This window comes from Xanthomonas bonasiae, assembly GCF_014836395.1.
In the GTDB taxonomy this organism is placed as follows: Bacteria; Pseudomonadota; Gammaproteobacteria; order Xanthomonadales; family Xanthomonadaceae; genus Xanthomonas_A; species Xanthomonas_A bonasiae.
Genome location: NZ_JACSQX010000017.1, coordinates 18,759 through 39,704 on the forward strand (window position 1 = coordinate 18,759; position 20,946 = coordinate 39,704).

A 20,946-nucleotide genomic window follows, 5' to 3' on the forward strand; every position below is an offset into this window, starting at 1 on the left:
CATGCAGCGCCAGCGGCACCCCCAGCGGCGGCGGATCGCCGGTTTCACCCTGATCGAACTGATGATCGTGGTCGCGGTGATCGGGATACTGGCGGCGATCGCCTATGCCAGTTACACCGCTTCGATTGTCACGTCGCGGCGGCGCACGGCGGCGGCCTGCCTGCAGGAGCGCGCCCAGTTCATGGAGCGCTACTACACCACCCACATGACCTATGCCGACGCGCCGGATCCGGCGCAGTGCGAAGCGGTCTCCAATTTCTACAGCGTCGCCTTCAGCGGCACGCCCAGCGCCACCGCGTTCAAGATCGTCGCCACCCCGCTCGCCGGCCAGGCCGTCGCCGATACCGCCTGCGCCGCGCTGGGCATCGACCAGACCGGGACGCGCAGCGCGACCGGCAGCGCCGGTGCCGGCAGCTGCTGGTAGCGCAACGGCGGCGTGTTCGTGGTCTGACGGCGGCGGTCGTATCATGGCCGCATGAGCAAACGACATGACGTAGTGATCGTCGGCGGCGGCCTGGTCGGCGCCAGCCTGGCCATCGCGCTGGACCGCCTGGGCGTGGACGTGGGGCTGATCGAGGCCGCGCCGCCGGGCGCGCTGCCGCCGGTGTTCGACCAGCGCAACCTCAGCTTCGCCGCGGCCACGGTCAACGCGCTGGGGGCGCTCGGGGTGATGCAACGGCTGCGCACGCCGACCGGCCCGATCCGGCGCATCCACGTCAGCCGCGAAGGCGATTTCGGCCGGGTGCGGCTGGACGCGGCCGACTATGGGCGCGAGGCGTTCGGGCAGGTGGTGGTGGCGCGCGACTTCGGCGAGGCGCTGGAGGCGCGATTGGCCGAGGCGACCCATGTCAGCCGCTACCGGCCGGCGCAGTTCCTGGCGCTGGAGACCGGCGGGGATGCAGCGCTGCGCTCGGTGCGCATCGCCCAGGACGGCGCCACCCAGGTGCTGCAGGCGCGCCTGCTGGTCGGTGCCGACGGCAGCGCCAGCGCGGTGCGCGGCGCGCTGGGCATCGAGGCTGCCCGTCACGATTTCGGCCAGACCCTGTTCGTGGCGCGGGTGCGCGGCAGCCGCCAGCCCGACGGCACCGCCTACGAGCGGTTCCGCGACGACGGCCCGACCGCGCTGCTGCCGCGCGGCGACCGCCACTACGGCGCGATCCATGCGGTCGCCGCCGAGCAGGCCGACGCGGTGGCTACGCTCGACGAGGCCGCCTGGCTGCAGCGCCTGCAGGAGGCGCTGGGCTGGCGCGTCGGCCGCCTGCTGGGCAGCGGCGAGCGCAGCGCCTACCCGATCGTGCAGGTGCTGGCCGGGCGCCTGACCGATGCGCGCGCGGTGCTGCTCGGCAACGCCGCGCAGACCCTGCACCCGCTGGGTGCGCAGGGCTTCAACCTGGGCCTGCGCGACGCGCTGACCCTGGCCGAACTGATCGAGCGCGACCGCGCCGATCCGGGCGCGCCGGCGCTGCTGCAGCACTACGCGCAGCGCCGCGAACAGGACCGCCAGCGCACCGTGACCTTCTCCGGCGGGCTGGCGCGGCTGACCGCCAACCCTGCGCCGCTGCTGCGCCCGCTGCGCAGCCTGGGCCTGCTGGCGGCCGCGCAGGCCGCACCGCTGCAGTCGTTCCTGGTCGGCGGCGCGATGGGCTTCCGCGGCGAAGTGCCGCAGCTGTGCCGGGAGGCGACGGCATGAGCCGGCGCGGCGTGCTGGATGTGGTGGTGGTCGGCGGCGGCGTGGTCGGCGCCGCCTGCGCATTGGCGCTGGCCGCCGAAGGCCTGGCGGTGGCCCTGGTCGAGGGCCGCGAGCCGCCGCGCTGGTCGCCGGCCGAGCCGGACCTGCGCGTGTACGCGTTCGCCCCGGACAACGCCGCGCTGCTGCAGGCGCTGGGCGTATGGCCGCAGGTGCTGGCGCGGCGCGCACAGGCCTACCGGCGCATGCGCGTGTGGGATGCCGGTGGTGGCGGCGAGCTGGACTTCGATGCCGATGCGCTGGGCCGCGATCAGTTGGGCTGGATCGTCGAGCATGCGTTGCTGGTCGAACAACTGTGGGCGGCGCTGCCGGCGGCCGGAGTGCAACTGCACTGCCCGGCGCGGGTCGAGGCGGTGGAACTGGCGGAGGAGCGCGTGCGCCTGCGCCTGGACGACGGCAGCCGGCTCGATGCGCGCCTGGCGATCGCCGCCGACGGCGCCGATTCCACGCTGCGCGGCCTGGCCGGGCTGGACGCGCCGGCGCACGACTACGGCCAACGCGGCGTGGTCGCCTTCGTGCACACCGAAGTGCCGCACCAGGACACCGCCTGGCAGCGCTTCCTGCCCGGCGGCCCGCTGGCGTTCCTGCCGTTCGCCGACGGTCGCAGTTCGATCGTGTGGACGCTGCCCGAGACCGAGGCGGCGCGGGTGCTGGCGCTGGACGACGCCGCGTTCGGCGCCGAGCTGACCCAGGCCTTCGGCGCGCGGCTGGGCGCGGTGCGCGCGCTGTCGCCGCGGCTCGGTTTCCCGCTGCGCCGGCAACTGGTGGAGGACTACCACCGCGGCCGCCTGCTGGTGCTGGGCGATGCCGCGCACGTGGTGCATCCGCTGGCCGGGCAGGGCGTCAACCTCGGCCTGCGCGACGTCGCCGCGCTGGCCGCGCAGGTGCGCCAGGCGCAGGCGCGGCGGGTCGACTGGTCGGCGCCGCACCGGCTGGCGCGCTGGGCGCGCGGCCGCCGCAGCGACAACACCGTGGCCGCCTACGGCTTCGATGCGATCAACCGGCTGTTCTCCAACGACGAGATGCATCTGACCCTGCTGCGCGGCCCGCTGCTGGGCCTGGCCGGCAAGCTGCCGCTGCTGATGCACGGGTTCTGGAAGCGCGCTTCGGGGGTGTAGCGCGGCGCACCGGGCGCTGCGCGCTAGCGCCAGTGCCGTGCGATTGGCGCACCTGGAGCGACGCGCGCCAGGCGCGGCCTGGTCGGTGTCGCATGCGCGGTGTGGTGTCCCGCCGGCGCTGCTGCGCCGGCGGTTGCAACGGTCACTGGAGCCAGCCCTTCAGGTCTTGCTTGCTGAGGCGGCCGCGGTGGTGCGCGTCCACCGCGTCGAACTCCGCCGCCAGGGTCGGGTCGGCCTTGGCCTCGGCGCGGCTGATATAGCCGTCGTGGTTCTTGTCGAGGGCGGAGAAGTCGATGCGGTATTGGCCGACGATCGAGTTCGGTTCGACCGACGTGACCTGCACGGTCTGGCCCTTGTCCTGCAGGGTGACGCTATTGCCGCCGGACTGGGCCAGTGCCAGTGCCGGGATGCTCAGCAGGCCGAGCGCGAGGGGAAAGAGTGGAGCAACGACAGATTTCATGGCACGACTCCTGTGGTGGGAAAGGAGCCATGAACATAGGCCTGGCGAAATTAAGCGGATTTGAAAAAAGCGCCTCGCCACACATGTCCACCGAAGGCGTTTAGCGCCGGTTTCCACTCGCCGCCGCCGCGGTCGCCGCTTACGACGGCGGCAGCAACCAACCGGCCAGCTGCTCGCGGCTCAGGCGCCCGCGCCGTTGCGGATCCAGCGAATCGAATTCGTCGGCCAGCGCCGGGTTGGCCTGCGCTTCGCTGCGGCTGATGTAGCCGTCGTGGTCGCTGTCCAGCGCGTCGAAGTCGATGCGGTAGTTGCCGGCGACGGTGTCGGGCTGGACCGTGCGCACGGTGACCGGCGCCTGGCCATGCGGGACCTCGAGCCGCACCTGGTGGGTCACCTCACCGCTGCTCAGCGGCTGCGCCTGCACGATGCTCGCCGGCACGTCGCGCAACGGCTCGGTGACGACGCTCGAGGTCGGGTTGAGGTTCTGCGCGGCGGCCGGGACGATGGCGGCGGCCAGCAGAAAGGCGGCGAGGGACGAACGGCAGTGCATGGACACAACGGACTCCGATGGTTCGAATGATGGGACGGCGCGGGCAGGCTCAGCCAGGGATGAACGGGAACGCCAGTTTCAGCAATCCCTTCAGCCCGCCCTCGGCGGTGCTGGCGATGGCCTTGGCGCCGAGGCTGTTGAGCGCGCGGCGCACGTCCTCCCAGCGTAGCTTGCCCACGTCCTTCTTCAACAGGTCCGCCACTTCCTCGGCGGTCGGGGTGAGCTTTTCCAGCTCGCGCACCACCTTCTCCGGTTTCGGTTGCAGGTAGCCCCAGCGCTCGGCGATCTTCAGCAAGGTGTCGAAGCGCACCGCGACCACGTCGCGGTTGCGCTCGTACACCGGCATCGCACCCACATCGACGATGGCCTGCTCGAAGCGCTGCTGGTCGTCCGGATGCTCGATGCGGATCGCCAGGAAGCCTTCCTTCTTGCTGCGTTCGCTGACGTGCTTGGCCCCGGCGCGCAGGTTGTCTTCGGTGAGCACCGTCGCCACGATGCGCTCCAGGGCCGCGTCGCCGTCTTCGGGCACCAGCGCGCGCCAGCGCGCATAGCCGTCGCGGCGCAGGCCCTTCACCTTGGCCGGGGTCACCCGCAGGCGCAGCGCCACCGCGTTGTTGGAGTCGCTGCGCGAGATCGCGCCGTCGCGTTCCAGCAGCACGAAGATCAGCAACTCCAGGTCGCGCTTGGTCAGCGACTGGAACCCCTGCAACAGGGTCAGGCGCAGGAATTCGTCGGCGAAGCCGGCCGGGTCTTTCAGTTCGATCGGCTGCATGTGCGCGGCTCTCCAGTCAGTGCAGGCAGGATGCCCGACCGCGATTGCGCGGACTGAGACGACGATGCGATGCGCATCCCAGCGCCATTGTATGGACTAACGTCCGTATTCGCGCCCGCGGTGATCGCTGCGGAAGGTCTCGATCGCGCCGCGGTCCTGCAGGGTCACGTACACGTCGCGTCCGTCCTTGCCGCCGAAGGCCACGTTGGTGGGCTTGGCGCCCTTGGTGGCGATCTCGTGCAGGATCCTGCCGGCGGGATCGAGCACCAGCACCTTGCCGGCGTCGTAGCGGGCCAGGTACAGATTGCCGTCGGCGTCGCAGCGCATGCCGTCCAGGCCGAAATCGGGGAACGCCAGCAGCAGGCGCTTGTTCGACAGCGTGCCGTCGCCGGCGCGGTCGTAGACCCAGACCTTGCGCTGCACGCTCTCGTTGACGTACAGGCGCTTGCCGTCGGGGCTGACCTCGATGCCGTTGGTGGTGCCCATGCCGGTCTCGATCAGGTGCGCGCTGCGGTCGCGGTCGATGCGCCACAGCTGGCCGCCGTTGCCTTTCCAGTCCGGGTCGCTGGCGTACAGGGTGCCGTCCGGGGCGATGGCGATGTCGTTGGGCTGGAACGCCCCGGGCAGCGTCGCATAGACCTCGATGCGCTTGCTGGTCAGTGCGATGCGCAGGATGCGGTGCTGGGCGTAGTCGGCCACGTACATGCGCCCCGCACGGTCGAAACGGATGCCGTTGCCGATGCTGCCCGCGGGCAGGTCCACGAACAACGCCGCCTGCGCGCGGCCATCGGCGGCGACGCTGACCCGGCCGATGCTGCCCTCGTGGCCGAAGTTGACCGCGTACAGCGCGCCGTCCGGGCCGCTCGCCGGGCCTTCGATGCCGTGGGTGAATACGCCGTCGCCGATCAGGTCGCGGGCGCGGAACAGGTCGGCGTTCGCTGCGGAGGCCGCGGTGCAGGCGAGCAGCAGCGCAACGCCGGCAGCGGCGGGAAACGGCAGGCGAATGGACATGGACAGACCCGAAGCGGTGCAGGGCCGGGCAGTGTGCCAGAGGTGCCGGCGGCGCCGGGATGGCGCTCACAACGCCGGGCGCTGGATGCGTTAAGGTTCGGGCGGTCCGTGTCCGGCCGCCAGGGAGATCCGCATGTCGCTGTCCTCGCCGAATCGTCGCCGTGTGCTGCTCGCCGGGCTGTCCGCCGCGGGCGCAGGCCTGTTGGGATCGCCGTTGTTGGCGGCCCCGCGCGGCAAGCCGAAGAAACCGCTGGGGGTGGCGCTGGTCGGATTGGGCGATTACGCCAGCACGCGCCTGGCGCCGGGCCTGGCGCTGACCAGGCACTGCCGGCTGGCCGGCATCGTCACCGGCTCGCCGCACAAGATTCCGCAGTGGCAGTCGCGCTACCGCATTCCCGATCGCAACGTCTACAGCTACGACGACCTGGAGCGCATCGCCGACAACCCGGACATCGACGTGGTCTACGTGGTCACGCCGACCTATCTGCATGCGCCGCTGAGCCTGCGTGCGGCCGCCGCAGGCAAGCACGTGTGGTGCGAGAAGCCGATGGCGATGCATGCCGACGAGGCGCAGTCGATGATCGCCGCCTGCGCGCGCAACAAGGTGCGGCTGAGCATCGGCTACCGCATGCAGCACGAGCCGAACACGCGGCGGATCATCGCGCTGGCCGGCGAGCGCCCGTTCGGCGCGTTGCGCACGGTGCGCGCCGAGGCCGGCTACAACGGCTACGGTGACACCGATCCGGCGCAGCGGCCGTGGCGGCTGCGCGCGCAGTTCGGCGGCGGCGCGATGTACGACATGGGCGTGTATTCGCTCAATGCGGCGCGCTACACGGTCGGCGCCGAACCGCTGGCGGTCAGCGCGCACCGTTCCACCGACCGGCCGGCGCTGTTCGACGAGGTCGACGAACACATGCAGTTCAAGCTGGAATTCCCGCACGAAGTGCTCGCCGACTGCGCCACCAGCTTCGGCCGCAGCATGAACCGGCTGCGCGCCGAGTGCGAGCGCGGCTGGTACGAACTGGCGCCGTTCCAGAGCTACGACGGCATCCGCGGCAGCGCCAGCGACGGCCGCGTGTTCGACGCGAAGGTGCGCCACCAGCAGGCGCTGCAGATGGACGAGGACGCGCTGGCGATCCTCGACGGCACGCCGCTGCGCGCGCCGGGCGAGGAAGGCCTGCGCGACATGCGCGTGATCGACGCGATCCAGCGTTCGGCGCGCGAGGGTGGCAAGCGGATCGTGCTGTAGCGGTGCGGTGGTTGCGGGGCCACGGCCGCGCGACGTTGGGTACGCTTGCTTCGATTTCCTGCAGGAGCGGCTTCAGCCGCGACAGGATCTCGCCGGTAACGTCCTGTCGCGGCTGAAGCCGCTCCTCTACAGGAGGCGCTGTTGGCGGGCGCAGTGGGCGCCCGCAACGTCAGGCCGGCATCGCCAGCACGGTGATCTCTTCGCGGTCGTGGTAGAGCTGCTTGGCGCGGATCTGCAGCGGGCGCTCGGCGCGTTCGGCGAACAGGTCCAGGCACAGCTGGGTCTCGTCCCAGCGCTTCTTCATCGGCAGCTTGAGGTTGAAGATCGCGTGCCGGCACCAGCCTTCGCGGAACCAGGTGCCCATGCGTTCGGCGACGCGGCGCGGCTGTTCGACCATGTCGCAGACCATCCAGTCCAGCGCCTGCGGCGGCTTCCAGTGGAAGCCGTCGGCGCGCAGGTGATCGACCAGGCCGCTGTCGAGCACGTGCTGGCGCAGCGGGCCGTTGTCGACGCTGGTCACGTGCAGGTGCTGGCGGGTCAGCACCCAGGTCCAGCCGCCGGGCGCAGCGCCCAGGTCGGCGGCGCGCATGCCGGGCTTGAGCAGCACTTCGCGCTCCTCCGGCGCCAGCAGCGCCAGCAGCGCTTCTTCCAGTTTCAGCGCCGAGCGCGAGGGCGCCTCCGACAGCAGCTTCAGGCGCGGAATGCCCAGCGGCCACGGCGCGCTGTCGTCGCTGTCGGCAACGGCCAGCAAGGCGTGGGTGCCGGCGAGGAAGCATACGTGCAGGCGCGGCAGCTTCGGCTGCGGCTTGTCGCTGAGCAGGCCGGCCTTGCGCAGCGCCGGACGCAGCGCATTGCCGAAACTGCGCGCCAGCCCGGACAGCTGCTTGCCTTCGTCCGAATCCGGGTGCTCCACCCACAGGTCGCCGAAGCGGCTGTGCCCGGCCAGCGCCTGCAGCATCGGCGCGATCCGGTCGCTGGGATCCAGCTCGCGCAGTTCGGCCAGCAGGCGCAGTTTCTGCCGCGCGAAGATCAGCCCGCGCCACGGCAGCGCGCGCGGCGGCAAGGCGGTCTCGCAGACCAGCAGCGCGTAGCCGCTGTTGCGTTCGGTGCGCGCGTAGGCCGGCAGGTCGGCGCGCGCGGCGCGATCGTTCAGTTCGGCCGCCAGTTCGGGCTCGAAGCCTTGCCGGCAGTAGCACAGCAGGCCGTTCAGGGAGGACATGGAGGAAGCCTTCGCCGGGCGGCGGTCAGTAGCGGGGGCTGTCGAGCTCGCCGTAGCGGCGCAACACCGCGCAGGCGGCGTCGCGATGCAGGCCGCGCACCACCTCGATGCCGCGGCGCTCCAGTTCGCCGATCCAGTCCGCCGGCAGCGGGCCTTCGTCGAACGGGGTCAGCGCCATCACGTCCTCGGCACTGGCGCCGATCAGAAGGCGGTCGATGCCGGCCCAGATGGTGGCGCCGTAGCACTGGCAGCACGGTTGCGCCGAGGTCGCCAGGGTCACCGGCGACAGCGCCACGTTCAGCCGCGGCGTCTGCAGGCGCTGCTGCGCGAGCATGTAGGCCATGTTCTCGGCGTGCGCCAGCGACGTGGTCTGCGGCACCACCCGGTTCACGCCGACCGAGATGATGCGGTGGTCCGGGCCGAACACCGCCGCGCCGAACGGACCGCCGCTGCCGGCGTCCACGTTCAGCCGCGACAGTTCCACCGCCAGCGCCACCTTGTCGGCATCGCCGGGATAGACCGCCTGCGGATCGACCGCCTCGTGGATCCAGGCGGGCAGGGTGAGGTGGACTTGCGCGTAGAGCATCAGCGGACGGGTTCGGCAGGCTGGGGGTCGCGCAGTGTATCGGCTTGCGCGCCCTTGGCGCTGCATTGCCCGGCCACGCACTGGCAGCCGCTGATCGCGCGCGAGCCGCACACGCTCATGCGGCCGCTGGCCTGGCATTGCGCCATCACGCTCTGCGGATCGGTGGGGCTGTCGCGGTTGACGCAGGCCGGCATCGCGCCGCAGCAGTTGCCGACGTCCTTGACCGCGCAGTCGGCGTCGCTGCGGCAACTGGTGTCCACCTTCACCGGCAAACCGGGCGCGGCGGGCTTGGCGCCTTCGCTGCGCGCGCAGCCGCTGAAGACGAGGGTGCCGGCGAACAGGCACAGGCAGCACAGCAACAGCGCAAGACGAGTGGACATGGCGACCTTCCGTGCGAGAGACCGCTGCCATCCTAACGCGCATGGCCGCGGCGCCGGCAACTCAGCGGCGGCCGACGGCAATCGTATCGGCGGTTTCCTGCTTGACCCGGAGCGCGGTGCCGTCGATGGCCTGGTGGATCGCCTGGCGGATGCTGATCCGGCCCTTCACCGCATTGACCTGCACCGGCGACAGCGACTGGTCGTCGTAGACGATGCCGCAACCGGTGGCATGCGCCAGCTGCTGTGCGGTTTCGTCGAAGCGTGCGGCCGGCATGTCGTAATCGTGGTCGGGCACGGCGTCGCACTTGCCTTGCGCCGCTGGCGGCGCAGATGCCGGCGCGGGTGCGGGCGTCGCGGCGGCTTGCGAGGGAGCGGAAGACGGTGCCATGTCGCACCCGGCGAGCAGGGCGAGCAACGCAAGGCTGATGCAGGAGGTGCGCAACGCAGCGGACATGGCGGGATTTCCTGGTGCTGGGGACGACGCGTGAAGTCTAGGCGGCGTGCCTTAACCCAAGGTTGCATCCGGCTTGCGCACCGGCGCAGGCGCGTGCAGCCAGGCGCACCACAGCACGCCCACCAGCAGGCAGGCGATCGCCAGTGTCTCCAGCGGGGTGGGCCAGCGCGCCTCCCACAGGAAACCGTAGAGCAGCGCGAAGACGGTTTCGAACACGATCATCTGCCCGACCAGGGTCAGCGGCAGCAGCCGGCTGGCGTGATTCCAGCAGGCGTTGCCGATCAACGAGGCGAACACGCCCAGCACGATCGCCACGCCCCAGAACCGCGCCCAGTCCGCCGCCGCATGGCCGTGGCCGAACGCGAACGCGGGGATCGCCAGGGTCAGCGCCAATGCGCCGGTGACCACGCCGGTCAGCATCGACCAATCGCGCCCGGAGATCTCGGGCCGGCGCGCGAGCCAGCCGGCGTTCTTGACCGAATACGCCGCCCAGCACGCCAGCGCGCCGACCGCGCACGCCAGCCCGGCCGCGCGCGTGCCCACGCTGGTCTGCGCCGGGTGCGCGGCGTCGAGCGTCTGTGCCGCGACCAGGGCCACGCCGAGCACGCACAGCGCGCATGGCGCGGCCAGCCGGCGCAACCGCATCGCGCCGGCCGCGCGCGAACCGAGCACGGTGACCACCGCCGGCAGCAGGCCGATGATCAGGGCCGTGGCCGCGCCGCCGGCCCATTGCACCGCGCTGCCCAGCAACACGTAGTAGACGATGTTGCCGAGCAGGCTCAGCCGCAGCAGCGCCCACCATTCCGGCGCCCCGAGCGCCGCGGTGGCGGCGCGCCAGCGCGGCGCGAGCAGCAGCGCGGCGACCGCGCCGTAGGCCAGGTAGCGCGACACCGACAGCTGCAGCGGCGAGAACCCGGCCAGCAATTGCGGCGCCAGGAACACCAGTCCCCACAAGGCGCCGGCCGCCACGCCGCTGCCCACTCCCGCCCACAAACGCTTGCGCATGCCGTGTCCTGTTGCTTCGTTGCGTAGTGCGCCAGCATGGCCTTGCGCGTGCCGCCCCGGCTTGTCCCAGGCTACTGGTCCGGCGCCACGGTGGCCGCCCGATGGCGTCGGCGATAGGCGGCAGGCGTGTGTCCGGTCTGGCGCCGCAGCGCGCGGGTCAGCGCGCTCTGGTCGGCATAGCCGCTGTCCAGCGCCAGTTGCGCGATCGGGCGCTCGCCGTACGCCAGTTGCCGCCGCACCCAGTCCAGCCGCCGCGCCGACAGCCACGCCTGCGGCGTGCGCCCCAGCGCTTCGCGGAACAGCGCATGCAGGCGGCTCACGCTCAGGTGCGCGGCCTGCGCCATGCGTTCCACCGGCCACGGCTGGCCCGGGGCGTCCTCGATGCGCAGGCACAGTTCCTGCAGCCGCGCCCATGCGCGGCGCTGCGTGCGCAGCTGGCGCAGCGCCAGCGCTGCGCAGGCCGCAGCGCCGGTGCCGGGCTGCACGGGGTCGAGCGAGGCCAGCAGGCGTTGCAGTTGCGGCGTCAGGTCCAGGAAGGGCGCGCGCTGCAGGCGTTCGAGTGCGTGGTCGTCGAACCCGGCCGCATCGCAGTCCAGCACCAGGAAGCGGTTGTCGCCTTGTGCCGACTGCGCGTGCGAGGTGTGCGGTGCGACGACGGCCGCGCGGAACGCATCCAGGCGGCTGCCGCGTCCGCCCACCTCGATTTCCAGTTCGCCCTGCAGCGGCAGCACGATCTGCACGTGTGCGTGCTGGTGGGCATGGCCGTCGCGGCCGTAGCTGCGCAGGCTCAGGGTGGGGGCGGGCGACATGGACGCTACGCTAACGCGCCGGCAATGCCGTTGGAAAGCGCGACGCTGGCGACTGTGGCGCCGGGGCGGCCATAGCGGCACGGCATGCGCTCAGGCAGCGCATGCCGGAAACCGCGCCGGTGGCGCGGCGCGATTGGGTCAGGCTGCGCCCTGGCCACCGGTCCAGGTGTCGCGCAGGGTCACGCTGCGGTTGAACACCGGCGTGGCCGCGCTGTGGTCGTAGCGATCGGCGACGAAGTAGCCGCTGCGCTCGAACTGGAACGCCTGCTCCGGCGCGGCCTGCGCGGCGGCCGGCTCCACGTAGCCGCGCACGCTGCGCTTGGAGGCCGGGTTGAGGTGGTCGCGGTAGGTCTTGCCGTCGGATTCGTCGTCGGGCTTTTCCACCGAGAACAGGCGGTCGTACAGGCGGATCTCGGCCTCCACCGCATGCGCGGCGCTGACCCAGTGGATGGTGCCCTTGACCTTGCGGTTGGCGCCTTCCATGCCGGGACGCGACTCCGGATCCAGCCAGCCGCGCAGCTCGACGATCTCGCCGGCATCGTTCTTGATCACCTCGTCGACGCGGGCGATGCCGGCGCCGCGCAGGCGCACTTCGCCGCCCGGCACCAGCCGCTTCCAGCCCTTGGGCGGGACTTCGGCGAAATCCTCGCGCTCGATCCACAGTTCGCGCGAGAACGGCACCTCGCGCGTGCCGAAGGATTCGTCCTTGGGATGGTTGGAGAAGCTCAGCGTCTCGCTGTGGCCTTCCGGCAGATTGCCCAGCACCAGCTTGAGCGGGTCGATCACCGCCATGCGCCGCGGCGCGGCGGCATCCAGGTCCTCGCGCAGGCAGCCTTCCAGCACCGAGAAGTCGATCACCGAGTTCTGCTTGCTGATGCCGACCCGGTCCACCAGCAGGCGCAGCGCCGCCGGCGTGTAGCCGCGCCGGCGCAGGCCCTGCAGGGTGTACATGCGCGGGTCGTCCCAGCCGTCGACCAACTGCTCGGCCACCAGTTGGGTCAGCTTGCGCTTGCTCATCACCGTGTAGTTGATGTTCAGGCGCGAGAACTCGATCTGCCGCGGCTTGGCGGCCTCGCGCGGCAGGCCCTTGTCCAGCAGCGGCTGCAGCAGCTCGGGATGGCCGGCCAGGTCGACCTTGTCCACGCACCAGTCGTACAGCGGGCGGTGGTCTTCGAATTCCAGCGTGCACAGCGAGTGGGTGATGCCTTCCACCGCGTCGCCCAGCGAGTGCGCGAAGTCGTACATCGGGTAGATCGGCCAGGCGTTGCCGGTGTTCTGGTGCTCGACGTGCTTGATCCGGTACAGCGCCGGGTCGCGCAGGTTGATGTTGCCGCTGGCCATGTCGATCTTCGCGCGCAGGGTGCGTGCGCCGTCGGGGAACTCGCCGGCGCGCATGCGCCGGAACAGGTCCAGGTTCTCCTCGACGCTGCGCTCGCGGTAGGGCGAGTTGCGGCCAGGTTCGGTGAGCGTGCCGCGGTATTCGCGCACCTGTTCGGCGGAGAGATCGCAGACGAAGGCGTGGCCGTCGCGGATCAGCTTCTCGGCAGCCAGGTAGTACACCTCGAAATAGTCCGAAGCGTGGCGCAACTCGGCCCAGTCGAAGCCCAGCCAGCGCACGTCGTCCTGGATCGCGGCGACGAACTCGGGGTCTTCCTTGGCCGGATTGGTGTCGTCGAAGCGCAGGTTGCAGCGCCCGGCGAACTCGGCGGCGATGCCGAAATCCAGGCAGATCGCCTTGGCGTGGCCGATGTGCAGGTAGCCGTTGGGCTCGGGCGGGAAGCGGGTGCGGATGGCCGCGTGCTTGCCGCTGGCCAGGTCCTCGCGGACGATCTGGCGGATGAAGTCTTTCTTCTCGGCCGGGGCGGTGGCGTCGGTGGCGGGGGTCTCGGACATGCGCGCTTCAGCAGAAAGTAAAGCGCAAGTTTAGCCGAGCTGGCCGCTGGCCGCCCCGCCGCTTACGATGCGGGTCCGTCTACCCCGAGATCGCGCCAATGCCGCTTCCCCGTCTGGTCATCGGCGACAAGAACCTGTCCTCGTGGTCGCTGCGGCCATGGCTGCTGCTGCGGCACTTCGCGGTGCCGTTCGAGGAAGTGCCGCTGCCGCTGGACACGCCCGAGTTCGCCGCGCGCATCGGCGCCTATTCGCCGACCGGGCGGGTGCCGGCGCTATGGGACGGCGAACTGCAGATCTGGGATTCGCTGGCGATCTGCGAATACGCCAACGAGCGCTGGCTGGGCGGCCGCGGCTGGCCTGCCGACCTGGCGGTGCGGGCGCAGGCGCGGGCGGCGGCCTGCGAGATGCACTCCGGCTTCCTGGCGCTGCGCCGGCAGCTGCCGATGCAGGCCTGCCGCGAGCCCGACGATTACCGCTGGGACGCCGAGGCGCAGGCCGATATTGCGCGCATCGTGCAGCTGTGGGCGACGCTGCGCGAGACCCACGGCGCCGGCGGGGCGTTCCTGTGCGGCGACTTCGGCATCGTCGATGCGATGTTCGCGCCGGTGGCGGTGCGCTTCGCCGGCTACGGGGTGGCGGTGCCGGCGGCGGCCGCGCAGTACATGGCGGCCCTGGAGGCCTTGCCGGCGATGCGCGAATGGCGCGCCGGCGCGGTCGCCGAAGTCGCTGCGCGTAGCTGAGGGCGGGCCATCATGCAGATCGCCTACCGCGCTCAGCACCTGATCGATGCGCACCTGGCCAAGCACGCGCTGGAGGATGCCGGCATCACCGCGTTCGTGTTCGGCGAGGCGCTGCTCGGCGGCGCCGGCGAACTGCCGTTCGGCGTGGTGCAGGTGTGCGTGGCCGACGAACTGCTGGAGAAGGCGCAGGAAGTGCTGACGGCACTGGGCCTGGGCGGCCAGGTGACGCGGGCGATGTAGCCGAGAGGCCGGGATTGGGGATTCGGGATTGGGGATTCGCAAGAGCCGCAGGCCCGCTTTTTCGAATCTCCAATCCCGAATCCCCAATCCCGGCCTTCAATCAATCGGCGCGCCAGCCTGGTGGGGCGGCTTCCGGATCGGCCAGGGCGCGTAGGCGCTTGAACAGCACGGTGGTCTCGGCGACGTTCCAGACCCGCAGCGCGACTTCGAAGGTGTCCAGCGGCTTGGTCAGGAAGTCCTTGGCGCCCAGGCCGAGCGCGCGGTGGCGCGCGCTGCGGCTGGGGTCGGCGGTGAGCACGATCACCGGCAGGAAGCTGGACGCGCCGGCCAGCCGCGACAGCTGCTCCAGGATCGCGTAGCCGTCCAGCTCCGGCATCATCAGGTCGAGCAGGATCAGGTCCGGCGCGAACGCCGAGACCAGGCCCAGCACGCGTTGCGGGTCGGTGGTCGCCACCACCTGCTGGAAGCCTTCGCGCTGCAGCAGGTCTTCGAGCAGGCGGACGTTGGCCGGTTCGTCGTCGACGATCAGGATGCGCGAGGCGAGGACATCGTTGCGGGTCATGCGAGGTGTCGGTCCAGAACGGTGAAGAATTCGGCCACGTCCAGCGGTTTGGTCAGGTAGGCGCGCACGTTGTCACCCTGCACCCGCGCCAGCGTGGCGGGCGTCGCGTCCGCGCTGACCACCACCACCGGGATCGCCGCGGTGTGCGGTTGCTCGCGCAATTGCCGCAGCAGGTCCTCGCCGTTGCCGTCGCTCAGGTGCAGGTCGAGCAGGATCAGGTCGGGGCGGGCCTGTTGCAACTGCGCGCGTGCCTGCGCCAGCGTCGCCGCCTCGTGCAGGCGCCAGTGCGGGCGGCGCTCGGCCAGGGTGCGGATCAGCGCCTGGTTGGAGGGGTTGTCCTCGACGCTGAGTACGCTGCGCTGGCCATCGCCGGCCGCGGTCGCGGTGATCGCCGGATGCGGTACCGGCGCGTCGGCGGGCCGGTCCAGCGGCAGCGCGATCCAGAACCGCGAACCCTCCGGGCTGCTCTCCACCACGATGCGCCCGCCCATCGCTTCGGTCAGGCGCTTGCTCAACGCCAGACCCAGGCCGGTGCCTTCGATCGCCGAACGCTCCGCGCCGAGCCGCTCGAACGGGGTGAACAGGCGCTGCACCTGCTCGGCCGACAGACCGTGGCCCTGGTCGTGCACGGCGATGCACAGGAATTCGCCCTGCTGCTCGGCGCTGACCCGCACCGCGCCGCCGGGGCGGTTGAACTTGATCGCGTTCGACAGCAGGTTGATCAGCACCTGGCGCAGGCGCTGCGGATCGGCGCGCACGGTCCAGGCGGGCGGGACCTGCAGCGGTTGCAGGGCGATGCCGCGGGTCTTCGCCTCGGGCGCGACCAGGCCCAGCGCTTCCTCGATCGCCGCGCGCACCGGGACCGGCTGCGGGCTCAGGTCGAGCTGGTCGGCCTCGATGCGGGCGATGTCCAGCAGCTCGGTGATCAGCCCGAGCAGGTGCCGCCCGGCGCCGAGGATGTGCTGCAGCTGGCCGCGCTGCGCGGCGCCGGGCAGGTCCATCTCCAGCACCTGCGCATAGCCGAGGATGGCGTTGAGCGGGGTGCGCAGCTCGTGGCTGCTGCGCGACAGGAACTCGGTCTTGGCGCGGTTGGCGGCCTCGGCCTCGCGCCGCGCCGACTGCGCTTCGGCGGCACGCGCGGCGAGCAGGGTGCTGGCCTGGTCCAGGCGTTGCGCGACCTGGCCCAGTTCGTCGCCGGTGCGCAGTTGCGGCGCCAGCGGCAGGCCTTCGCCCAGGCGGTCGGCATTGGCGGAGAGCACGCGCAGCCGCCGCGACAGCGAGGAGGCGAACCAGGCCACCGCGAACACCGCGCCGAGTCCGCCGAGCATCGCCGCGCACAGGGTGATCAGCAGGTTGCGCTGGCGCAGCGCCTGCGCCTTGGCGGTGCGGACCTGCAACTGCGCGGTCTCGTAGTTGCGCAGCTCGCGCAGTTCGGCGCGCAGGATGTCGAGCTTGACCTTGCCTTCGCTGAGCTGGCGGATCTCTTCCTCGCGGCTCAAGTCCGGCGCCAGCAGCCGGCGCCAGCCCTGCATCTTCTCCGCGAACAGCGGCTGGATGCGGGCGAAGCGCTGCGCCTGCCGCGGGTCGGTGATGCGCTGCGCCAGACGCTGCACCACGGTCTGCAGGCGCGGCTCGGCGTCGCGGTACGGGGTCAGGAACGCGTCCTGCCGCACCAGCCGGTAGCCGCGCACGCCTGCCGCGGTCTCGGCCAGCAGCGCATGCGCCTCGTACAGGTCGCTGAGCACTTCCAGGGTCTGGCGCACGTCGTTCTCGGCGGCGATGTTCTGCCGTTCCACGCTGTAGATCGCCACCAATGCCGCCAGCAGCAGCAACAGCGGCAGCGCGACCACCGCCAGGCTCTTGCGGGTCAGCGGCCAATCGTTCCAGCGCAGCGTGGCCGCGCTCACAGCGCCATCCCCGCCTGCACCGCGTACACCGCCGCCTGGGTGCGATCGGACACCTGCAGCTTCTGCAGGATGCGCTCCACGTGGACCTTGGCGGTGCCGGCGGAAATGCCCAGTTCCGCGCCCAGCCCGGCATTGGTCAGGCCGCGCGGCAGCAGCGCCAGCACCTGCCGTTCGCGCGCGCTGAGCGCGCCGAGCCGGTCCGGTTGCGCCGGCTTGCGGCGCCGCGGCGCGCGCGCCGGTTCGGCCACCGCCGGCGCCAGCAGCGCGGCGATGGTCGCGATCGCCTGCACGTCGCCCGGTGCCGGCGCCATGCGCGCGTTCCAGCCCAGGCACAGCGTGCCCAGCGTGGCGCCCAGCGCGGCGATCGGCACGCACAGTTCGGCCGCGTCGCCCGCGCGCGCGGCCAGGCGCCAGGACAGCGCCGGGCCGTCGCTGGCGACGCTGGCGCCGGGCGGCAGCGCGTCGCCATGGCTGGCCAGCACCAGGCTGCGGCTGCCGCGCAGCGCCAGTACCGCGGCGTGCGGCGCATCCACCAGCTCCCGCGCCAGGCGCAGCGCGTCGGCCCCGGCCTGCTCGGCGCCGCTGGCGCGCGTCACCGCGTCGGCGGCGTCGGCCACGGCCTGCCAGCGTGCGCTGTCGGCCGCTTCGCGGCGCAGCGCCTGCCGCCATTGGCCCGCATTGAGAGGGGGTTGCATGATGCTCTCCACTATGCCGATCGGCATATTCGAGGATATGCCGCCCAGCGGATTTTGCGCAAGCCGCCGCTGCCAATACTGGCTTCGCCCCGAGACGGCATTCCCTCATCCACAGCGGAGATCCACCATGCGTCGCATCCTGTTCACCCTGGTCCTGAGCCTGTCCGCCACCGCCGCGCTGGCGGCCCCGGCGATGCACTACGACGCCCGGCCGTCGCTGCCGGCGGCGGGCGAGGAGCGCGAGATCGCCGGCCTGTTCGACCGCTGGAACGCGGCGCTGGCCACCGGCAACGCCGACCGCGTCGCCGACCTGTATGCCCGCGACGGCGTGCTGCTGCCGACCGTGTCCAACCAGGTCCGCGCCAGCCGCGCCGAGATCAAGGACTACTTCGACCACTTCCTGGCGGCCAAGCCGCGCGGCGTCATCAACTACCGCCAGGTGCGGCTGCTCGACGACGACAGCGCGGTCGATGCCGGCGTCTACACCTTCACCCTGACCAATCCGGACGGCAGCACCCGCCAGGTGCAGGCGCGCTACACCTTCGTCTACGAGAAGCGCGACGGCCGCTGGCTGATCATCAACCACCACAGCTCGGCGATGCCGGAACTGGCGGACGGCGGCAGCAGGACCGCAGCGCACTGACCTGGCGGACGCGTGGCGTGGGCCCATGGCGGCCCACCGCCACGGAAGGGCGCCGCACGCACCTTGAAAGCCGGTGCCGGCAGCGCCATCCAGGAGGCATCCCTTTCGATGCCAGGAGTCCGCGCCATGTTGGGAATCGGTGCCTTCAAGCAGCGCCTGCCGCGCCCGGGCGAAAGCCTGCCCGGCCGCGCGGAGCCGCTGCCGCTGCACAACCGCCACTTCGTCATAGGCCACCCGCTGCGCGACGCGTTCGCCGGCCTGCAACAGGTGCAGTTCGGCCTGGGCTGCTTCTGGGGCGCCGAGCGCAAGTTCTGGTCGCTGCCGGGCGTGTTCAGCACCGCGGTCGGCTACGCCGGCGGGCAGACGCCCAACGCCACCTACCGGGAAGTGTGCTCCGGCCAGACCGGCCACACCGAGGCGGTGCTGGTGGTGTTCGACCCGCAGGCGGTGGGCTTCGAGCAGTTGCTGCAGACTTTCTGGGAGAGCCACGATCCGACCCAGGGCATGCGCCAGGGCAACGACACCGGCACCCAGTACCGCTCGGCGATCTACTGCAGCACGCAGGCGCAGTACGACGCGGCCATCGCCAGCCGCGACGCCTACCAGCAGCGCCTGCGCGCGGCCGGCTACGGCGAGATCACCACCGAGATCCTGTTCCCGGCGCCGCCGTTCTACTACGCCGAGGACGAGCACCAGCAATACCTGGCCAAGAATCCGGGCGGCTACTGCGGATTGGGCGGCACTGGAGTCAGTTGCCCGCTGGGGCTGGAGGCCTGAGCAACCCGTCCCCGCGCCGCCGGCGCGGGGCAGGACCGGCGCGGCGGCGCGGGCGCGGGACGCGTGCTGCCGCCGCCACCGGCAATGGCGCGCTCGCGCCCGTCAGCGCACGCCGATCATTTGGCGGCGCTTGCACTGCGACCGCTGGCGACGGCGGGACGCAGCCGCAGCGCATAGCCGGCGAGTTGCAGTGCCTTGCGCGGCGACAGCTCGGCCTTGACCCGTTCGATCGCCGCGTCGCCCTCGCGGTTCCGGCCGAGGGCGTAGCAGGTCCGCGCCAGTTCGAGCGACGCGCGCTGGCGCACCGTCAGGTTGCCGAACGGATCGAAGAAGGAATCCAGCCGCGTGCGGTCCTGCACCCCGGTCCAGCCGAACGCGAGGTCGGCGGGGGCCTCCTTGGCGAGCCCGGCGTAGCGGCGCAGCGCCTCGCTCGGCGCGATGCGTCCGCTCAACAGCGCCAGGCGGATGCGCAACAGCGCCGTTTCGGCGGGGGGCGCATCGGCGGCGTAGGCGTCCAGGACGCGCGTCATCCACGCCCAGTCGACGTTGCCGGTGTCGGCCTGCGTGCCGAGCAGGTTGAAGGCGAGGATCGCCGCGCGGTGCGCCGCGGTGGTGGCGCGCTCGATTGCTTCGGCCGCAGGGCGCCCCAGCGCGGACGGCTGGACCAGCGCAATCGACGGATCGTGGGCGAGGATCGCCTCCAGGTCCGGCTTGTGGAAATAGCCCACCACGACCAGCAGCGTCTTGCCCGGGTGCGCCATCGCCGCGGCGCGTATGCGCTGGGCCTGCAGGAAGGTGCGGTACAGGTACAGGCGGCGCGGCAGGTCGAGATCGGCGCGCGGCGCCGGGGTTTGGGCCCACTGCCGCACCGCGGCCACGTTTTCGGCCGCGTCCGCGGCGAAAAAGTCGCGGTGCAGGATGGCCTTGTCGGGGAAGGACAGGAACCCCTGGAATCCCTGCGCCCGCCGGATCTCCAATGGCGTGTCCAGGTCCACGCCGAAGCCGAGCTTGGCGTCCTCCACCGGCGGCATCCAGTCGATCGGGCACAGGGCGACCGGATGCGCCGCGGCATACGGCAGGATCACGCCCTGCACCTCGTAGGTGTACTCGTAGTAGTCGCCGCGTGCAGACTGCTCCGGCGGGCGCTCGATGCACACCGCGTCCGGTGCGAGTTGCTCCAGGAACGCGGCCAGGACGCCGGGCTGGTCGTGCTCGGACACCAGTTGCGCCGCGTGCTCCACGCCCAGGATCGCGACCCGGGTCGGCGCAGGCGCGGCGGCCACGCCCGGGGCCACGGCAGCGGCAAGCGCCAGCAAAACGAAACGACGCGCTCTCCATCTGCGCATGCACAATCTCCCTGTGAACGCTGCGGCAATGCCATCGCGACACCCGTTGTCGCGTGGTCGCCATTGCCCGGCGCGGCGACGCGCTCAGTCCACGCAGGCGCGCTGCATGGCGCAGCTGTCGTGCCTGGGCCTACGGCGGCGACTAGTGTAGGCAACCGTCGCGGCCGTCGTCTGCATGACAGTCGGCACTGGCCGCACTACACGAACTCGGCCGCGAACATCTGCCGCATCTGCGCGATCTGTTCCTCGCGCTCGGGATGCAGCACGCGCAGGCATTCCACCGCGAAGCCGACCGGGCTGGTGCCGGGTGCGGTGATCAGTCCGTCGGCACTGGCCACTTTCTGGTCCAGGTAGTGCGCCGTCCCGGCGTAGACGCTGGCGTGCTCGCGCAGGAAGGCTTCGGAATTGCTGGTATGCGGCCGCGTGTCGAGCAGCCCGGCGTAGGCCAGCGCCAGGGTCGCACCGCAGATCGCCGCGACCGCGCGCCCGGCGTCGATGCGTTGCTGCAGCAGCGCGCTGAGTCCGGGAATCTCGCCGGCCTGCCAGCGTTCGCTGCCCGGCAATAGCCACAGGTCCGCCTCCAGCGGCGCCAGGTCCGACAACGCGTATTCCGGGTGCAGGCTCAGTCCGCCGATCGAGGTGACCGGTTTGCCGTCGATGCTGGCGATCCTGATCTCGTCGCCGAACCAGGCCCGCGCCGCCGGCAGGACGGTGCCGATCTCCCAGTCCGCCACGCCGTCGACCATCACTACCGCGATCGTTGCCATTGCCGTCCCTCTGCTG

24 protein-coding genes are annotated in these 20,946 nt (G+C 71.5%); 8 read left to right on the plus strand and 16 right to left on the minus strand.

Going from position 1 to position 20,946, the window contains the following annotated elements; translation table 11 throughout:
• Window position 1: 1 nt before the first annotated feature.
• Genes H9658_RS20725 through H9658_RS20735 form a run of 3 tightly spaced genes read left to right on the plus strand, consistent with a single transcriptional unit; the run spans window position 2 to window position 2,865 of the window.
• Window positions 2–424, plus strand: coding sequence for a type IV pilin protein (locus H9658_RS20725; protein ID WP_191826775.1), 423 nt, complete (start codon window positions 2–4; stop codon window positions 422–424).
• Between the two features lie 51 nt (window positions 425–475).
• The gene (ubiH, locus tag H9658_RS20730; protein ID WP_191826776.1) at window positions 476–1,690 is read left to right on the plus strand and encodes a 2-octaprenyl-6-methoxyphenyl hydroxylase; all 1,215 of its coding nucleotides are present in this window, start codon (window positions 476–478) and stop codon (window positions 1,688–1,690) included.
• Window positions 1,687–2,865, plus strand: a complete 1,179-nt coding sequence (locus tag H9658_RS20735) for a UbiH/UbiF family hydroxylase (protein WP_191826777.1) — start codon at window positions 1,687–1,689, stop codon at window positions 2,863–2,865. Before ubiH ends, H9658_RS20735 begins: the two co-directional genes overlap by 4 nt.
• 142 nt (window positions 2,866–3,007) lie before the next feature.
• Here H9658_RS20735 and H9658_RS20740 read toward each other — a convergent pair whose 3' ends face one another.
• From H9658_RS20740 to H9658_RS20755, 4 genes are all read right to left on the minus strand, one after another.
• Complete coding sequence (locus H9658_RS20740) at window positions 3,008–3,325, minus strand: EF-hand domain-containing protein (RefSeq protein ID WP_191826778.1); 318 nt, start codon at window positions 3,323–3,325, stop codon at window positions 3,008–3,010.
• Between the two features lie 139 nt (window positions 3,326–3,464).
• Window positions 3,465–3,875: an EF-hand domain-containing protein gene (locus H9658_RS20745; RefSeq protein ID WP_191826829.1), complete on the minus strand. Its 411-nt coding sequence runs from the start codon at window positions 3,873–3,875 to the stop codon at window positions 3,465–3,467.
• A gap of 49 nt (window positions 3,876–3,924) precedes the next feature.
• On the minus strand, window positions 3,925–4,647 hold the full coding sequence (locus H9658_RS20750; RefSeq protein ID WP_191826779.1) for a hypothetical protein: 723 nt from the start codon (window positions 4,645–4,647) through the stop codon (window positions 3,925–3,927).
• Window positions 4,648–4,743: 96 nt separating this feature from the next.
• Window positions 4,744–5,658: an SMP-30/gluconolactonase/LRE family protein gene (locus H9658_RS20755; RefSeq protein WP_191826780.1), complete on the minus strand. Its 915-nt coding sequence runs from the start codon at window positions 5,656–5,658 to the stop codon at window positions 4,744–4,746.
• Between the two features lie 133 nt (window positions 5,659–5,791).
• Between H9658_RS20755 and H9658_RS20760 the strand changes: the two genes are divergently transcribed.
• Window positions 5,792–6,907 carry a Gfo/Idh/MocA family protein gene (locus tag H9658_RS20760; protein WP_191826781.1) on the plus strand — a complete coding sequence of 372 codons (1,116 nt, stop codon included), beginning with the start codon at window positions 5,792–5,794 and terminating at the stop codon, window positions 6,905–6,907.
• 169 nt (window positions 6,908–7,076) lie between these two features.
• Here H9658_RS20760 and rlmM read toward each other — a convergent pair whose 3' ends face one another.
• The 7 genes from rlmM to H9658_RS20795 all read right to left on the minus strand — a co-directional run bounded on the left by rlmM (window position 7,077) and on the right by H9658_RS20795 (window position 13,253).
• Window positions 7,077–8,117: a 23S rRNA (cytidine(2498)-2'-O)-methyltransferase RlmM gene (rlmM, locus tag H9658_RS20765; protein ID WP_191826830.1), complete on the minus strand. Its 1,041-nt coding sequence runs from the start codon at window positions 8,115–8,117 to the stop codon at window positions 7,077–7,079.
• Between the two features lie 34 nt (window positions 8,118–8,151).
• Window positions 8,152–8,712 carry a nucleoside deaminase gene (locus tag H9658_RS20770; RefSeq protein WP_191826782.1) on the minus strand — a complete coding sequence of 187 codons (561 nt, stop codon included), beginning with the start codon at window positions 8,710–8,712 and terminating at the stop codon, window positions 8,152–8,154.
• Window positions 8,712–9,092, minus strand: a complete 381-nt coding sequence (locus H9658_RS20775) for a hypothetical protein (protein ID WP_191826783.1) — start codon at window positions 9,090–9,092, stop codon at window positions 8,712–8,714. The genes H9658_RS20770 and H9658_RS20775 overlap by 1 nt, the downstream gene beginning before the upstream one ends.
• Before the next feature lie 61 nt (window positions 9,093–9,153).
• Window positions 9,154–9,546, minus strand: coding sequence for an STN domain-containing protein (locus tag H9658_RS20780; protein ID WP_191826784.1), 393 nt, complete (start codon window positions 9,544–9,546; stop codon window positions 9,154–9,156).
• A 51-nt stretch (window positions 9,547–9,597) separates the two neighbouring features.
• Complete coding sequence (locus tag H9658_RS20785; protein WP_191826785.1) at window positions 9,598–10,551, minus strand: DMT family transporter; 954 nt, start codon at window positions 10,549–10,551, stop codon at window positions 9,598–9,600.
• A 71-nt stretch (window positions 10,552–10,622) separates the two neighbouring features.
• Complete coding sequence (locus tag H9658_RS20790) at window positions 10,623–11,360, minus strand: helix-turn-helix transcriptional regulator (protein WP_191826786.1); 738 nt, start codon at window positions 11,358–11,360, stop codon at window positions 10,623–10,625.
• Between the two features lie 138 nt (window positions 11,361–11,498).
• Window positions 11,499–13,253: a glutamine--tRNA ligase/YqeY domain fusion protein gene (locus H9658_RS20795; protein ID WP_191826787.1), complete on the minus strand. Its 1,755-nt coding sequence runs from the start codon at window positions 13,251–13,253 to the stop codon at window positions 11,499–11,501.
• 98 nt (window positions 13,254–13,351) lie between these two features.
• Between H9658_RS20795 and H9658_RS20800 the strand changes: the two genes are divergently transcribed.
• Entirely contained in the window at window positions 13,352–13,993 is a 642-nt protein-coding gene (locus H9658_RS20800) for a glutathione S-transferase family protein (RefSeq protein WP_191826788.1), read from the plus strand.
• Between the two features lie 12 nt (window positions 13,994–14,005).
• The gene (locus H9658_RS20805; RefSeq protein WP_010340670.1) at window positions 14,006–14,233 is read left to right on the plus strand and encodes a putative signal transducing protein; all 228 of its coding nucleotides are present in this window, start codon (window positions 14,006–14,008) and stop codon (window positions 14,231–14,233) included.
• 100 nt (window positions 14,234–14,333) lie between these two features.
• Here the strand turns inward: H9658_RS20805 and H9658_RS20810 are convergent, their stop codons facing one another.
• From H9658_RS20810 to H9658_RS20820, 3 genes are read right to left on the minus strand one after another with little or no spacing between them, the layout of a single operon-like run.
• A complete protein-coding gene (locus H9658_RS20810; RefSeq protein ID WP_179568215.1) occupies window positions 14,334–14,795 on the minus strand; it encodes a response regulator in 462 nt (153 codons plus the stop codon).
• Window positions 14,792–16,702 carry an ATP-binding protein gene (locus tag H9658_RS20815; protein WP_191826789.1) on the minus strand — a complete coding sequence of 637 codons (1,911 nt, stop codon included), beginning with the start codon at window positions 16,700–16,702 and terminating at the stop codon, window positions 14,792–14,794. Before H9658_RS20815 ends, H9658_RS20810 begins: the two co-directional genes overlap by 4 nt.
• Window positions 16,699–17,397 (minus strand): helix-turn-helix transcriptional regulator, encoded by a 699-nt coding sequence (locus H9658_RS20820; RefSeq protein ID WP_191826790.1) that lies wholly within the window; start codon window positions 17,395–17,397, stop codon window positions 16,699–16,701. The genes H9658_RS20815 and H9658_RS20820 overlap by 4 nt, the downstream gene beginning before the upstream one ends.
• A gap of 127 nt (window positions 17,398–17,524) precedes the next feature.
• On the opposite strand from H9658_RS20820, the gene H9658_RS20825 reads away from it, so the two are divergent.
• Together H9658_RS20825 and msrA are read left to right on the plus strand one after the other, a co-directional pair.
• Window positions 17,525–18,040, plus strand: a complete 516-nt coding sequence (locus H9658_RS20825; RefSeq protein WP_179568209.1) for an SgcJ/EcaC family oxidoreductase — start codon at window positions 17,525–17,527, stop codon at window positions 18,038–18,040.
• 126 nt (window positions 18,041–18,166) lie between these two features.
• Window positions 18,167–18,817 (plus strand): peptide-methionine (S)-S-oxide reductase MsrA, encoded by a 651-nt coding sequence (gene msrA / locus H9658_RS20830; protein ID WP_191826791.1) that lies wholly within the window; start codon window positions 18,167–18,169, stop codon window positions 18,815–18,817.
• A gap of 116 nt (window positions 18,818–18,933) precedes the next feature.
• Here the strand turns inward: msrA and H9658_RS20835 are convergent, their stop codons facing one another.
• Together H9658_RS20835 and H9658_RS20840 are read right to left on the minus strand one after the other, a co-directional pair.
• Window positions 18,934–20,163: a hypothetical protein gene (locus H9658_RS20835; protein WP_191826792.1), complete on the minus strand. Its 1,230-nt coding sequence runs from the start codon at window positions 20,161–20,163 to the stop codon at window positions 18,934–18,936.
• A 197-nt stretch (window positions 20,164–20,360) separates the two neighbouring features.
• Entirely contained in the window at window positions 20,361–20,930 is a 570-nt protein-coding gene (locus tag H9658_RS20840; protein WP_191826793.1) for a type 1 glutamine amidotransferase family protein, read from the minus strand.
• Between the last annotated feature and the right edge of the window lie 16 nt (window positions 20,931–20,946).

Coding starts and splice junctions, on each gene's coding strand:
- H9658_RS20725 (WP_191826775.1), top strand. CDS start 2: ATGCAGCGCCAGCGGCACCCCCAGCGGCGGCGGATCGCCGGTTTCACC.
- ubiH (WP_191826776.1), top strand. CDS start 476: ATGAGCAAACGACATGACGTAGTGATCGTCGGCGGCGGCCTGGTCGGC.
- H9658_RS20735 (WP_191826777.1), top strand. CDS start 1,687: ATGAGCCGGCGCGGCGTGCTGGATGTGGTGGTGGTCGGCGGCGGCGTG.
- H9658_RS20740 (WP_191826778.1), bottom strand. CDS start 3,325: ATGAAATCTGTCGTTGCTCCACTCTTTCCCCTCGCGCTCGGCCTGCTG.
- H9658_RS20745 (WP_191826829.1), bottom strand. CDS start 3,875: ATGCACTGCCGTTCGTCCCTCGCCGCCTTTCTGCTGGCCGCCGCCATC.
- H9658_RS20750 (WP_191826779.1), bottom strand. CDS start 4,647: ATGCAGCCGATCGAACTGAAAGACCCGGCCGGCTTCGCCGACGAATTC.
- H9658_RS20755 (WP_191826780.1), bottom strand. CDS start 5,658: ATGTCCATTCGCCTGCCGTTTCCCGCCGCTGCCGGCGTTGCGCTGCTG.
- H9658_RS20760 (WP_191826781.1), top strand. CDS start 5,792: ATGTCGCTGTCCTCGCCGAATCGTCGCCGTGTGCTGCTCGCCGGGCTG.
- H9658_RS20770 (WP_191826782.1), bottom strand. CDS start 8,712: ATGCTCTACGCGCAAGTCCACCTCACCCTGCCCGCCTGGATCCACGAG.
- H9658_RS20775 (WP_191826783.1), bottom strand. CDS start 9,092: ATGTCCACTCGTCTTGCGCTGTTGCTGTGCTGCCTGTGCCTGTTCGCC.
- H9658_RS20780 (WP_191826784.1), bottom strand. CDS start 9,546: ATGTCCGCTGCGTTGCGCACCTCCTGCATCAGCCTTGCGTTGCTCGCC.
- H9658_RS20785 (WP_191826785.1), bottom strand. CDS start 10,551: ATGCGCAAGCGTTTGTGGGCGGGAGTGGGCAGCGGCGTGGCGGCCGGC.
- H9658_RS20790 (WP_191826786.1), bottom strand. CDS start 11,360: ATGTCGCCCGCCCCCACCCTGAGCCTGCGCAGCTACGGCCGCGACGGC.
- H9658_RS20795 (WP_191826787.1), bottom strand. CDS start 13,253: ATGTCCGAGACCCCCGCCACCGACGCCACCGCCCCGGCCGAGAAGAAA.
- H9658_RS20800 (WP_191826788.1), top strand. CDS start 13,352: ATGCCGCTTCCCCGTCTGGTCATCGGCGACAAGAACCTGTCCTCGTGG.
- H9658_RS20805 (WP_010340670.1), top strand. CDS start 14,006: ATGCAGATCGCCTACCGCGCTCAGCACCTGATCGATGCGCACCTGGCC.
- H9658_RS20810 (WP_179568215.1), bottom strand. CDS start 14,795: ATGACCCGCAACGATGTCCTCGCCTCGCGCATCCTGATCGTCGACGAC.
- H9658_RS20820 (WP_191826790.1), bottom strand. CDS start 17,397: ATGCAACCCCCTCTCAATGCGGGCCAATGGCGGCAGGCGCTGCGCCGC.
- H9658_RS20825 (WP_179568209.1), top strand. CDS start 17,525: ATGCGTCGCATCCTGTTCACCCTGGTCCTGAGCCTGTCCGCCACCGCC.
- msrA (WP_191826791.1), top strand. CDS start 18,167: ATGTTGGGAATCGGTGCCTTCAAGCAGCGCCTGCCGCGCCCGGGCGAA.
- H9658_RS20835 (WP_191826792.1), bottom strand. CDS start 20,163: ATGCGCAGATGGAGAGCGCGTCGTTTCGTTTTGCTGGCGCTTGCCGCT.
- H9658_RS20840 (WP_191826793.1), bottom strand. CDS start 20,930: ATGGCAACGATCGCGGTAGTGATGGTCGACGGCGTGGCGGACTGGGAG.